The sequence below is a fragment of the Pseudoclavibacter sp. RFBJ3 genome (genome assembly GCF_002931375.1).
In the GTDB taxonomy this organism is placed as follows: Bacteria; Actinomycetota; Actinomycetes; order Actinomycetales; family Microbacteriaceae; genus Pseudoclavibacter.
Genome location: NZ_PSXZ01000003.1, coordinates 135,409 through 148,183, shown reverse-complemented (window position 1 = coordinate 148,183; position 12,775 = coordinate 135,409). Strand labels below are relative to the sequence as shown.

At 68.8% G+C, this 12,775-nt stretch carries 13 protein-coding genes; 8 read left to right on the top strand and 5 right to left on the bottom strand.

Annotation, left to right across the window (positions count from 1 at the left end):
* Positions 1–286: 286 nt before the first annotated feature.
* From C5E07_RS19385 to C5E07_RS03065, 3 genes are all read left to right on the top strand, one after another.
* A complete protein-coding gene (locus C5E07_RS19385; protein ID WP_181062313.1) occupies positions 287–460 on the top strand; it encodes a hypothetical protein in 174 nt (57 codons plus the stop codon).
* Positions 461–575: 115 nt separating this feature from the next.
* Positions 576–1,820 (top strand): MFS transporter, encoded by a 1,245-nt coding sequence (locus C5E07_RS03070; RefSeq protein WP_104298395.1) that lies wholly within the window; start codon positions 576–578, stop codon positions 1,818–1,820.
* Positions 1,817–2,593 (top strand): MerR family transcriptional regulator, encoded by a 777-nt coding sequence (locus tag C5E07_RS03065; protein ID WP_181057762.1) that lies wholly within the window; start codon positions 1,817–1,819, stop codon positions 2,591–2,593. The genes C5E07_RS03070 and C5E07_RS03065 overlap by 4 nt, the downstream gene beginning before the upstream one ends.
* Before the next feature lie 6 nt (positions 2,594–2,599).
* Here the strand turns inward: C5E07_RS03065 and C5E07_RS03060 are convergent, their stop codons facing one another.
* Both C5E07_RS03060 and C5E07_RS03055 read right to left on the bottom strand, forming a co-directional pair.
* Entirely contained in the window at positions 2,600–3,130 is a 531-nt protein-coding gene (locus tag C5E07_RS03060; protein ID WP_146080491.1) for a hypothetical protein, read from the bottom strand.
* A gap of 127 nt (positions 3,131–3,257) precedes the next feature.
* The gene (locus tag C5E07_RS03055) at positions 3,258–3,893 is read right to left on the bottom strand and encodes an RNA polymerase sigma factor (RefSeq protein ID WP_181062312.1); all 636 of its coding nucleotides are present in this window, start codon (positions 3,891–3,893) and stop codon (positions 3,258–3,260) included.
* Positions 3,894–4,140: 247 nt separating this feature from the next.
* On the opposite strand from C5E07_RS03055, the gene C5E07_RS19380 reads away from it, so the two are divergent.
* The gene (locus C5E07_RS19380) at positions 4,141–4,311 is read left to right on the top strand and encodes a hypothetical protein (RefSeq protein WP_160074469.1); all 171 of its coding nucleotides are present in this window, start codon (positions 4,141–4,143) and stop codon (positions 4,309–4,311) included.
* A gap of 129 nt (positions 4,312–4,440) precedes the next feature.
* Here C5E07_RS19380 and C5E07_RS03050 read toward each other — a convergent pair whose 3' ends face one another.
* Both C5E07_RS03050 and C5E07_RS03045 read right to left on the bottom strand, forming a co-directional pair.
* Positions 4,441–5,139, bottom strand: a complete 699-nt coding sequence (locus C5E07_RS03050; protein WP_258063760.1) for a class F sortase — start codon at positions 5,137–5,139, stop codon at positions 4,441–4,443.
* Complete coding sequence (locus C5E07_RS03045; RefSeq protein ID WP_104240657.1) at positions 5,136–5,858, bottom strand: CHRD domain-containing protein; 723 nt, start codon at positions 5,856–5,858, stop codon at positions 5,136–5,138. Before C5E07_RS03045 ends, C5E07_RS03050 begins: the two co-directional genes overlap by 4 nt.
* Positions 5,859–6,069: 211 nt before the next feature.
* Between C5E07_RS03045 and C5E07_RS03040 the strand changes: the two genes are divergently transcribed.
* From C5E07_RS03040 to C5E07_RS03030, 3 genes are all read left to right on the top strand, one after another.
* Complete coding sequence (locus tag C5E07_RS03040; protein ID WP_258063759.1) at positions 6,070–6,648, top strand: RNA polymerase sigma factor; 579 nt, start codon at positions 6,070–6,072, stop codon at positions 6,646–6,648.
* Positions 6,641–7,447: a hypothetical protein gene (locus tag C5E07_RS19120; protein WP_146080490.1), complete on the top strand. Its 807-nt coding sequence runs from the start codon at positions 6,641–6,643 to the stop codon at positions 7,445–7,447. Before C5E07_RS03040 ends, C5E07_RS19120 begins: the two co-directional genes overlap by 8 nt.
* Before the next feature lie 752 nt (positions 7,448–8,199).
* Entirely contained in the window at positions 8,200–9,627 is a 1,428-nt protein-coding gene (locus C5E07_RS03030) for an HNH endonuclease signature motif containing protein (protein WP_146080489.1), read from the top strand.
* A 331-nt stretch (positions 9,628–9,958) separates the two neighbouring features.
* Here C5E07_RS03030 and C5E07_RS03025 read toward each other — a convergent pair whose 3' ends face one another.
* Entirely contained in the window at positions 9,959–11,173 is a 1,215-nt protein-coding gene (locus C5E07_RS03025) for a helix-turn-helix domain-containing protein (RefSeq protein ID WP_146080488.1), read from the bottom strand.
* A gap of 172 nt (positions 11,174–11,345) precedes the next feature.
* Here C5E07_RS03025 and C5E07_RS03020 point away from each other — a divergent pair, with 172 nt between their 5' ends.
* The gene (locus C5E07_RS03020) at positions 11,346–12,713 is read left to right on the top strand and encodes an MFS transporter (RefSeq protein ID WP_104240505.1); all 1,368 of its coding nucleotides are present in this window, start codon (positions 11,346–11,348) and stop codon (positions 12,711–12,713) included.
* Positions 12,714–12,775 lie beyond the last annotated feature (62 nt).

Here is a 12,775-nt window from a genome sequence, read left to right as displayed (position 1 = left end):
AGGTCGGAACAAGTCCAAGAATCGCGCATCATCACTCTGGTTAGTAGCCGCGGCCGCGGCTGGATTTGCAGTCGGCGGATTGGTCGTCGGCGCGAGTCTTGCCGTCGCACCCGAACTTCTCGCAGCTCCCGAACCCACCCCGACTGCGACTCGTACACCGCTCGAATCGGCTGCTACCGGTTGTGGCGGCCGCCTCGCGGCGGAGGACGATGGTTCAAGCCTGACGTTTACCGCTCGCGGTAGCGGAAGCGCAACTGGCACCGTTCCGATGAGCACGCTGTCGTGCGTGCTGAGCAGCCTGGATGTACCTGCCAGCACTGTCTCGAAAATCGAGCAAACTCGCGCTTTGGACGGCCGTCAGGACGACTCATGGGATGACCTCGAGGCGTCGTGGACCTACCATCCGGATGACGGCCTGAACATCGTTTTCGAGTACGAAGACGCGGACGAGAGTAGCTGAGATCCCCGCCGGACTCTTTGAACAAAACGTATCCTCCGACAGCGGTCGCTGGATCCTCGAAAGCGCATCCAACCCACTTGACCCCGCCCCAACGTCATAGTTTCTGCTTGACCGCATGAACTTTCTGCCGGTCACGTACCTCGCGGCGCATGTCCTCTCCCTGCTCGGCAACTCGATCGCCGGTATAGCCCTCCCGCTCATCGTGCTCTCGACGACGGGCAGCGCCCTCGGGGCCGGCACGGTCGCGGCGGCCACCGCCATCCCGGCGGTGCTCGCGGGCCTCTTCATGGGCGTCGTCATCGACCGCATCAACCGGCGCACCTCATCCGTCGTCACCGACCTCATCTCGGCCGCCTCGATCGCCGCGCTCCCGATCATCGACCTCGTCGCGGGGCTCAACCTCGGCTGGTTCGTGCTCTTCGGCATCGTCGGATCCCTCGGCGACGTGCCGGGCATGACCGCCCGCGAAGCGCTCCTCCCCGCCATCGTCCGCCACGGCGGCATCAGCGCCGAACGCCTCATGGGCGTGCGCGAGAGCCTCAGCGCCGTCGCCATCTTCGTCGGCCCCGCTGCGGCCGGCACCCTCATGGTGCTGTTCGACGGCTCCACCGTGCTGTGGATCACCGCCGCCACCTCCCTCCTCGCCGCCCTCATCACCCTGCTCATCCCGCGGGCGGTCGGCGTGATCGTCGCCGACGACGGATCGCGCGCATCCACCCCGACGGGCACCGGATGGGCGCAGCTGCGCGACGGCTGGCGGGCCCTGTTCCGCAGCCCGTTCCTCGTCGCCACCACGGCGCTCAGCCTCGTGTCGGTGTTCGTGCTCGCCGGACTGCAGGGACTCGTGCTGCCCGTCTACTTCACGCTGGTCGAGCAGCCGGGACTGCTCGGGTTCGTGCTCAGCGCGCTCGCCCTCGGCATGCTCGTCGGCGGCGGCACGTACGCGGTAGCCGGCACGCGCGGCCCCCGCCGCGCCTGGTTCGTGGTCGGCATGATCGGCACCACCATAGGCATCGGCCTCATCAGCCTCCTCACCTCGGTCTGGGTCGTATTCGCGGGCGCCTTCGTCATGGGTGCCGCGAGCGGCCTCTTCGGCAGCCTCATGGGCGTGCTCATGATCGAGCGCATCCCCGAGCAGGTGCGCGGCCGCATCATGGGCACCCAGAACGCCCTCACCACGGCGGCCCCATCGCTCGGCATCATGCTCGCGGCCGTGCTCACCGAGTACTTCAACGTCAACGTCGCCGCACTGGCGCTGCTCGGGGCATGGGGATGCGCGTTCCTCTACGGCATCGTCGCCCGCCCGCTTCGTACACTGGAACCCCAGGCAACGAGCGCGAACGCGGGTGGTGTGCGGTGAACAGCAGCGAGCTCGCCCGTCGCGCCGGCGTCACGGTGCGCGCCCTGCGGCACTACCACCAGGTCGGGGTCCTGGATGAGCCGCCTCGCTCCTCCAACGGGTACCGGCAGTACGGGGTGCATCATCTGATCAGGGTGCTGCGCATCCGCCGCCTCTCCGCGCTCGGGATCGCGCTCGAGGATATGCCGCGTCTCCTCGACGAGCACGGTGCCGAGGCGCCAGCGGTGCTCGACCGTCTCGACGCCGAGCTCGCGGCCCAGATCGACCGCCTCACCGCGCAGCGCGCGCTCATCGCGCAGCTGCGACACCTTCCGACCACACCGGACCTGCCGCCGGAGCTCGCCGCGTACATGGGCACGCTCGCAGGCCACCTCTCCCCCGAGCTCGAGCAGATGGACCGCGACCAGACGGTGCTGCTCGCCCACCTCGTCGGCGAGGAGGGCATGCCGCACCTGGTCGGGTACTACGAGCAGCTCAGCGACCCCGCGCTGGTGCCGCAGATCGTGGCCATCACGGCTGACTTCCACGGGCTCGGTGAAGAGACGAGCGAGGCGGCATTCGACGACTTCGTCGAGCGATTCGTGGCGACCTTCGCGCAGGTCGTCGACTCGCTACGGACGGATGCGCCAGACCTCGACCTGTCGGACGGGGCCGGCCTCTTCGACGAGTACTCCGAGTCGGTGCTCAACGCGACGCAGCAGCGCGCGCTCGCGCTCGTCGGGGAGCGGCTGGACGGGTCAGCTGCCGATGCCGAAGCCCGGGACCCCGCTTAGAACGCCTCACAGCTTCCCGTACGCCTCCATCGCGTCGGTCAGACCCCGCGCGAGGATGTCCTTGCCGAAGGCGTCGGAGTTCTCGTCGAACTCGCCCTCCAGTTCGAGGTCGGCGTTGAGCGTCAGCGTGAGGTCGTCGAACCTGGCGACGTAGCGACCCGAGGCGCCGGCCTGGAAGAACACCTCGACCTCGACGCCGCTCACCTCGATGAGTTCCGAGAGCTCGTCGGCCTCGGTCGGCCCATCCACCCACAGCAGCAGCGTCGGCGCCGACTTCATGCCGTCGCGCCACTCGCAGTCAGGGTCGGGCGAGAGCGTCTGCCCTGACGACGGCGACACGAACCCCGCCGCCTCCAACGTCTCGTCGGAAATCGCCGCGCACGGGTCGATGTCCGCGTAGCCCGACTCGACGAGCGCCTCATCCGGCGTCACCTCGACGCCGTTGCGCGTGTAAGTCACGTCGCTCACGCACCCCACGAACCCGCCGAGCGACACGGCGGATGCACTCAGCACGGCCAGCAGACGCGTCGCTCTCATGAACCCGAGCCTAGAGAACAGCCCCGCGGGCCACAATCATTCGATGCGCCCTGCAAGCAGCGTCACCCAGGTGCGCAGGCAAGGATGCGCCGGCAGCCGTCACGACCGGATGCGCCCAGAACGCGAGTCAGCGCCAGTCGGCCATGGCGATCGCGAGGGCCTTGCGGGCCCGGGCGATCGAACCGCGGACGGTGCTCACGGGCAGCTCGAGATCGTCGCCGATGTCCTGGTAGCTCATCGACTCCAGCTCGCGCATCACCCAGCAGCGCCGCTGCTGCTCGGGAAGCCGCGACAGTGCGATGTGCAGGGCGGCGGAGAGCAGGGCGAGCTGCGCGTTGGTCGTCGGCGACTGCGTGTCGGACGCGGCATAGTCGCCGTCCTCGACGCTGTCGTGCTCGCGTCGGCGCCTGAGCACGTCGACGCTCCTGGATGCGACGATGCGCAGCATCCAGGACCGCACGGCGGCCAGATCCTTGAGCGTCGAGATCTTGGTCCACGCGTGAGCGAGCGACTCCTGCACCACGTCGTCGGCCTCTGCGTCGGAGCCGAGGCGACGCCGCGCGCAGACGTACATGAGGGTCCGGTACCGCTGCACGAGCAGGTCGAAGGCGCGCGCGTCGCCGAGCGAGGCGAGGCCAGCGAGGAACTCATCGCTGTCGTCGGCGTCCGCCACACTCCGGAACTGCGCGAGGGCCTGCGAGCGACCGCGGGTCTTCGGTCGGGATGCGGCGGATGTCTGCCGTGGAGCGTCAAGGGCAAGCATGGACACGGACCTCACCTCCGGCTGCCCGACGTGAGGCCAGACGCGCCACTCTTGGAGGGCTCCCCACTCCTTCGAGTGGCCCGCGGAACCCGGGCGCATCGCCGCGCCTGCCATCCATTCGGAGCGAATGAGAGATGGGATTGCGAGCCTTCGAGTGCTGATGCGTGACCGTGACCTCCGGTTGCGCTGGCCCAACTCAGATCGTCGTTTGGCTTGCTCCTCGGGATTAGTTAGTTAGACTAGCTATATGTCCGATACAAGCGTCGACCACGAAGTCGAGAACCGACAGGCAACCCCCGCCGACGGCTTCTGGGACGCCTACCAGCGCAGCACGATGCCCCGAGAGGCCATCGCCATCTGCGGCGTGGTGGTCATCATCAGCACCGGAATCGCCACGGCGATCTCCACCTTCTTCTAGGCGCGACGGGAATCGCCGCAGCGACTGGCCACAGGCAGGACCTGGGCAACCGGCCGCCCCTCAGCGATGAGCCACAGACCGATCTTGAGCAACCGGCCGAGCGGCGAGAGCCGAACCCCGAGCCGAGCGCTAGACCGCCGTCGCGAACACGACGACGTTCTTGTCGTAGTGCCCCACGTCGCGATCGAAGTAGCCGCCGCACGTGATGAGCCGCAGCTCGTCGCCAGGCACCGCGCCGAAGACGCGCGCCGTCGGAAACTCGGCCTTCTCCACCGTGACGACCTCGGTGACCTGATAGCTGGTGACGCCACCTTCGACGTCGCTCACGTCCACCACGTCGCCAGCGGCGAGCTCGTCGAGCCGGAAGAACGCGGCGGGGCCGGCGAGACCGTCGACGTGGGCCGCGATGACCGTCGGCCCCCGACCGCCAGGCTTGCCGCCACCCGTGAACCAGCCGATCTCGTCGAAGTCCACGGGCACCTCCATCTTGCCGTCGGCGGCGATGCCGAGGTCGATGAGCGTGTCCTCGACGCCGATCGCCGGAATCGACACCGCCGTAGGGGCGACGCCTTCCTGGAGCACTTCGACACCACCCGCCGGGGGTGCCGCCGGGGACTCGACCTGCGCCGGCGGGGTCGCCTCCGGAGCGGATTCGGGAGCGGACTCCGGAGCGGACTCGACCGCAGTCGTCGAAGGCTGGACGCCCTCGGGAGGCGAGGCGTCCCCGCTCGGGGCGGCCGCGCATCCGCTCACGAGGAGCGCGGCCGCAACGACGAGCACCGGGACGCGCAACGCGCGCCCCGGCGCCCGAGAAGAGTTCCTGGTCACTGACCCGCTGCGCGAGCCTTGCGCGCAACCGCGAGCCCGGCGACGCCGGCAACGGCGAGGCCACCGAGACCGAGGAAGCTGAGCGTCATCGCGTCGAGGCCACCAGCGGCTGCGGCTCCGCCGGCACCCGTGTCGACGCCGCCGACCGGAACCTGCACGAGCTGGCCGCGGACGACGCCGGCCTTGAAGTCAGCCGTGTGCGAGTCGCCCGTGAAGCCGGCCGGGTTCGCCTCGATCTGCTTGAGTGTGAAGCCCTCACCCGTGTCCGTGCCGGCGTCCGAGTTGAGGCCTGTCGTGAACGGACCCTCGAGGCATCCGCTGCTCGTGCGCGTGCCGTCACCGTTGTCGGTGGGGTTCGGGAAGGCGATGCGCGGCGGGCCTGCCTGGCCCTCGGCGGCCTCGTGGATGTGCGTGGCGGTCTTTGCGGGGCTCTCGTACTCGCCCGTCACTCCCGTGAGGGTGATGTCGTAGCAGATGATGTTCAGGTCCGAGTTGATGCGGAAGTCGAACTGCCCCATCGCCCCCGGCTCACCCGGCGTCACGACGCCGTCGTTGTTGATGACCGCATCCGGAGTCGCCATGACCGTGTAGGCACTCGTGAACGAGTCCGGCTCGGCGACCTCCGTCTCAGCGGTGGCGGGAGCGGCGGCGACAAGGGCGATGGCGGCGGCAGCTGTGGCGCCGAGGGCGAGCGACTTCGCGAACGTGTGCTTGGGCATGAGGGGTGCCTTCCTGCTTCGCAGCTCCCCGATGGAGCCGTCGTACAGGGGCATACGGCGGCGACCCGTCCCGCGTTCATCGGACTTCGAACTTTTTTCTGACGAAGATTTCGGGAAGCCCCTGAACGCTGGACCCGATCCGGCGGTACTCCCCTATACCAACCCGAGTTGGGGTATACCAACCCGAGTTGAGTCACCGGAGGGAGCAGCCGTGAGCACTGCCGTTATCGTTGACCGCGCACGGTGGTCGACGACGAGAGGACACGCCCGTATGGCGGATGCGCCCCACTCGTTCGACCTGCACTCGGCGTTCCGCGACCACGGCAGCGTGCTCCTCGGCTTCACCGTCAACGCCCTCCGCGACCGGCCGCTCGCCGAGGACTGCGTGCAGGAGACCTTCCTCCGAGCCTGGCGCGCCCGAGACAGCTTCGACCCCACCAAGGGCGGCGAGCGGACCTGGCTCTTCGCGATCGCCCGCAACGTCATCTCCGACGCGCTGCGAGCCCGCGACCGGCTCCCCCGCATCGCAGCCCCCGACGCATCCACCGCCCCCGCGGACCTCCCCGCCGAGATCCCGGACCCACTGACCGGGCTCGGCCTCACGGAAGCGCTCGCCCGCCTGCCGGACGAGCAGCGGGAAGCGATCGTCGCCATCCACCTGACCGGGTACAGCTACGCTGAGTTCTCCGCCCGCTGCGGGGTGCCCGTCGCCACTCTCCGCACCCGCGTCTTCTACGGCCTCCGCGCCGTCCGCGGCCACCTCGACGAACCTGGAGGAGCTCGTGACTGACCACAACGCAGACCGCCGCGGCGAGCTCATCGCCGCCGCCCTCGTCGGCGAACTCAGCGCAGTCGAAGCCGCCGAGTTCGAGCGGATGCGCGCTTCCGACCCCACCATCGACGCCGAGCTGGCCGAGCTGCGCGCCCTGACGGGGCAGCTCACCGACCATCCCGAGTGGCTGGATGCGACGCCCAGCGATGAGCTTCGTGACGCCGTGCTGGCATTCGGGGCCGTCGATGGCGGTGCCGATGGTCCTCAATCGGGTGACCGTGACCGTGACAGTGGCAGTGGCAGTGGCAGTGGCAGTGGCAGTGGCAGTGACCGTGACCGTGACGCAGAAGCGCAGGCCGCGCCGGTCACGCCACTGGGTCGCCGGCGCTTCGGCGGCGCCCTGCTCGCCGGAGTCGCCGCCGTCGGCCTCCTGGTCGGCGTCGTCGGCGGCTTCTTCCTCCCCCGCCCCGAGACGCCACCGCCCGTCGGCGACCCAGGAACGCTCGGCGCCGTCGAACCCGTCGACTTCCAAGGCGAACCCGCCGGCGTCGAGATCGACGGCAGCGTCGTCGCGCACACCTGGGGCACCGAGACCCTCCTCACCGTCACCGGCCTGCCGAGCGGCGAGTTCTACTCGGTGGTCGTCGTGGATGCGACCGGAGACGACGTCGGATCAGGGACCTTCCTCGGCTCCGAGGTCGAGATCAACTGCGCCGTCAACGCTGCAGCGCTGCGCGAAGAGGTCACGAGCGTCGAGATTCGCGGGGAAAGCGGCGACGTCGTCGCCGCTGCCGCGCTCCCGCGAGTCGAGGGGTAGCTTCCGGGGCAGGCGCTCACGGGGGCGGGCACTGCCGCAGGCACCTTCGGAGCTGGCACTTTCGGGGGTGGGCGCTGCCGGGGCAGGCACCTCGGGGCTGGCATTTTCGGGGGCGAGCACTGCCGGAGCAGGCACCTTCGGGGGCGGACACTGCCAGGGCAGGCACCTTCGGGGGCGAGCACTGCCGGAGCAGGCGCCTTCGGGGGCGAGCACTGCCGGGGCAGGCACCTTCGGGGCAGGCACGTTCGGGGGCGGTCGCTGCCAGGGCAGGCACCTTCGAAGGCGAGCACTGTCAGGGCGGGCATGTCCGGGACCGGAGGGGCCCGGCGTGAGTCGGGACGAGTCCGGGCCGGCCGTCTTTCGCCAGACGCGCCTGGGATGAAGCTCGGGTCCACTGTCGGTAGCACGTGGTCTGCTGAGCCGAGACGCGGGCGTGCCTGGCAGCCCGCGCGATCCCTCCAGCGACGTGAGATGGAGCGCATGCCAGTCAAACCGGGGCGTACCTGTTGAGAACCTGCACCTGCACCTGCGCATTCGAAACTAAAAACTAATTGATAGGGAAAAGTCCTGTTCAACTGTTGATTGAACCGGGCCAACTTGGTACACTCGAATCAATCGAGGGGGAGGTTGTCGTGGCATCGCAGGCGGAGCAAGAATCGGGTCGACAGTCGTCGGCGCAGCCAGGACAGTCATCGGCGCGGTCGTCAGTGGAGACGGCTGTCGTGGACGCGCTCCTCGAGGCGCGGTGCCAGATGGCAAGCCTTCCGGACGCGGAGATCGTCGTTGTGCTCCGCGAGCTCGCGGCTCGGCGACGAGTGCTGGATGCTGCTCTGGTGGAGGTCACGGGCGAGCTGCTGCGGCGTGAAGACGAGTCTCCGAGAGCGGAGACGGTCGCTCGGAAGTCCGGTTTCCGGAACCTCCCGGCGATGGTCGAGCAGGTGCTCGCGGTGAAGCCTTTCGAGGCGAAGACCTTGCTGCACGTCGCGGCGGCGACGAGGGAGCGGATGAGCATCACGGGTGAGTCGATCCCGCCGAAGTACACGGAAGTAGCGCGAGCGGTGGGCTCGGCCGTCATGTCGGTCGCGCAGGCAGCCGCGATCACGAAGGGCCTTGACCGCACCGGCAATCGCGTGGACGTCGACGAGCTCGCGCGTGCCGAGATCGAGCTCGTGGCGTCCGCGTGCGGCCTGAATCCGGAAGATGAACAGCCCGCGGTGCCGAAGGTCCTCGAGGTGCAGGCCGCGACCTGGGTTTCCTACCTCGACCCCGACGGCGACGAGCCGCGGGCCGACAAGATCGCCGAGCAGCGCGGCCTCTGGTTTACGCGTCGCGCCGACGGTGCGGTGTCAGGGAAGTTCGTCGCGACGCCCGCGCAAGGCGAGCAGCTGATCTCAGTCTTCGACGCCCTGCTCTCTCCGCGCCGTGCCGTGGAGTTCCCGGCCGCGTCCGAGTGCGGGGAACCGACCGCCCCAGCGCTCGGACCCGACGAGCTCCCGTTGCCCGACGAACGTGGTGAGAGTCGCGACAGTGGTGACGTCGAGGTTCCGTTGATGGATCAGCGGTCGATCGAGCAGCAGCGCATCGACGCGCTCACGATGATCGTCCGCGCCTACGCCGAATCACCCGACGCGCCCCGCACCGGAGGCGAGGCACCAACGGTCATCATCGTCACCACCACCGCCGGACAAGACGGCACCGCCACCCGACCCGAAGACCTGCCCCACCTCGAGCGCACCGGAGAGCCAGTCCCACCGTCAGTCGCAGCCCAGATCATCTGCGACGGGCTCATCCGCATCGCGAGTACCGACACCAACGGCGAGATCCTCGACCTCGGCCGCAAACAACGCCTCTTCACCACCGCCCAACGCCGGGCGATCGCAACCCGCGACCGCCAATGCCGAGCGCCCGGATGCAGCGCACCAGTGCGCTGGTGCGAAGTGCACCACGCCCTGCCCTGGAGCGAAGGCGGACCAACCGACGCGAAAGACGGCATCCTGCTGTGCTCCTTCCACCACCACGAAGTCCACCGCGAAAGACTCACCCTCACTCGCAGCAGCAACGGACGCTGGCACGTCGTACCCACCATCGGACACCACGTGCCACGCAGAGCCAGCCGCCGCCGCGGATACGCACCCAGCGACACCCAGGACACCCGCCCACAGTTCAACCGCAGAGCTTGAGGTCCTTCAACCTTGTATTCCTGCGACCCTGCAACCCTGCAACCCTGCAAACACGCAAACACGCAACCCCACGGTGCCGCAGACCGCGGCCCAACGGGTCAACGGGTCAACGGGTCAACGGGTCAACGCACTAGCGGATCAACGGCCCCACGAACCCACGAGCCAGAGTCCGAGTCCAGATTCCTGCGGACCCACAAACCCGAGACCTCACGCGCTCACGCGCTCACGCGCTCACGAGTCCGAGACCTTACGCACTCCCGGCTCGCGGACTCTCACTGGCCCACAGACTCACGACTCACGACTCACGACTCACGACTCACGACTCACGACTCTATGGCCGACCTTCCTCCGCGCCCCTGGCCGCGGCAAGCACGACCTTGATCGTGGCCGCGTCATCGGGAACCGTCGGGTCAAGACCTGCCACCGAGGCGAACTTCGCCAGCCGGTTCATGATCGTATTCCGGTGGCAGAACAGCACACCCGCGGCCTTCGACGCCGAACCGGAGGCCATGTACACCTCGACGGCTTCCACCAGAAGGTCCCGTTCCGATGAAGGCAGGAGCGCGAAATCACGGAGCGCATCCGCAGCCAGGCTCGACGCCACCGGTCCAAGCCTCCGCACGACAAGACTCGGCCAGTGCTGCGCGAGCACGGCAGCCCGCCCCGGAACAGCGAACTCAGCCAGCTCGGACGCCAGCTGCCACATCTCGCTCAGCGACGACAGCGTCGCCGCCGACTGGGAAACACCCACCTGCAGATCCGCGAGCGCCAGCTGCACCGACACACCCGACGAACCTGACCGACCCGACGAAGACGAAGACGAAGAACCCGACGGACCGGACGAACCGACCACACCAGACACACCCGACGTACCGGCGATCACCGCGAACTCGACACCATCCAGGCGCAGGCACACCGCCGCAGGGAAGACGTCCTGCACATCCGCGGCGAACGCGGCCGCCGCATCCTGATGCGCGACGGCGACCCAGTACGGTCCAGTGAGCGGAATCTCGAGCGCCTCCGCCGCCTGCACGTGCAGCTGCGAGTCATCGACCCCACCCCGCAGCAGACGACGCAGCAGGAACGCCTGCTCCTGCTCGAGCTCCGCCTTCACCTGCCCAAGCTCGAGCATGTACCCCGACTGCACGCTCGTCGTGTGCGCCTCCACAACCTCCCAGATCGCGACCACGTCGTCGGACAGGCGGTCCGCCTCCCCAGGCAGACGGTCGTTGAGCGCCTGCCAGATGAACCGGAAATCCATGCGCACCGCCCGCAGCAACGACTCGAGCGGCACCCCCTGCCGGACCCGCTTCCGGCCGATGGCCCGCGAGTGCGCGCGCAGCTCATCCTCGAGCCGCTCCCCGCCCAGCTGGCGGAACATGAGGCCCAGCGTCGTGAATGCCGTGCTGTGCACGTCGCGCTCCGCGATGACCGACTCCACGTATCCGGTCAGCGTGCGCACCTGGCTCACGTAGAGCGTCGTGATCTCATCGAGGTCGGCGAGGCACGACCGGATACCGCGCCGCAACGCGGGCGAAACAGTCACGTCATCCATTCGCCAAAACTCCGCTCAGATTGTGCATTTGCCCATCCTAGTCGCGCAATCGAGTGGGCCTGGCGATTGCCCAACCCCGCCGATCCGGGGTTGCATAGGAACACCGACGTCACCGCAGACGTGCACGTTCACATGCAGGCCTTTCCCCAACATCGGAGCCACCATGTCCCACAACACCCAGACCCCCGCCTCGGGCGCAGCCTCGGGCCCACCCTCGGGCGCACCCGCCAGCGCGCCGAAGGTCAGCCTCAAAGACGCGCGGCGCATCGCCTTCGCCGCCTTCGTCGGCACCGCACTCGAGTGGTACGACTACTTCCTCTTCGGCACCGCCGCGGCCCTCGTCTTCAACCGCCTCTTCTTCACCGACCTCGACCCGGCCGGCGCCACCCTCGCCGCCTTCGCGACCTTCGGCGTCGGCTTCGCGGCCCGCCCGATCGGCGCCGTCGTCTTCGGCTGGATCGGCGACCGCTACGGCCGCCGCCCCGCCCTCCTCACCACCATCGTCATGATCGGATGCGCGACAGGACTCATCGGCGTCCTCCCCGACTACCTGGCAGTCGGCATCGCAGCCCCCATCATGCTCGCCGTCCTCCGCCTCGTGCAGGGCTTCGCCGTCGGCGGCGAATGGGGCGGCGCGACCACCATCGCCATCGAGCACTCCCCCGAGAAGATGCGCGGACGCTTCGCCGCCCTCGTGCAGATCGGCTCCCCCGTCGGCACCCTCGTCTCCTCCGGCGCCTTCGCCCTCGTGCTCATGATGCCGCCCGAGACCTTCGACGCGTGGGGTTGGCGCCTCCCCTTCCTCCTCGCGTTCCCGCTCCTCGGCATCGCCCTCTACATCCGCCTGAAGGTGGAGGAGTCCCCCGTCTTCAAGGAGCTCGCCGCGGCCGGCGAACAGGTCAAGGTCCCCGTCCTCGAACTCTTCCGCAAGTCCGGGCTGCGCCTCCTCGTCGCCGTCGCAGCAGCCATGCTCGGCGTCGGAGGGTTCTACATGATGACCACCTTCGTCGTCTCCTACGGCACAAACGTGCTCGAAGTCGACCGGCAGGTGATGGTCAACGCGACCCTCATCGCCGCCGTCCTCCAGATCGGCGTCACCATCTTCGCCGGCCGCCTCGCCGAACGCTTCGGCCCAGGCCGCATGACCGTCGTCGGCGGGCTCACCACCGGCATCGCCGCCTTCCCGCTCTTCTGGCTCATCGACACCGAGAGCCCCATCGCCATCACGGCAGCCGTGAGCATCGGCATCGCCCTCATCACCCTGTCGTACGCCGTCACCGGGGCCCTCCTCGCGGAGCTCTTCCCGCCCCGACTCCGCTACAGCGGCGTCTCCCTCGGCTACAACCTCGCCGGCGCCATCAGTGGATTCCTGCCCCTCATCGCGACCGCGCTCATCACCGTCGGCGACGGCTCATCCTGGCCCGCCGTGCTCGTCCTCATCGGCATCTGCCTCGTCACCGTCATCGGCGGCGCCTTCGGCGAGCGGATGCGCCTCCGCGACGACATCGTCGAGATCGACCACAACGCGTAACCGACACCGCCAGCTCACGGACCGCGTGCGCCCCACCGCGAGCGCCCCACACAACGACGAGC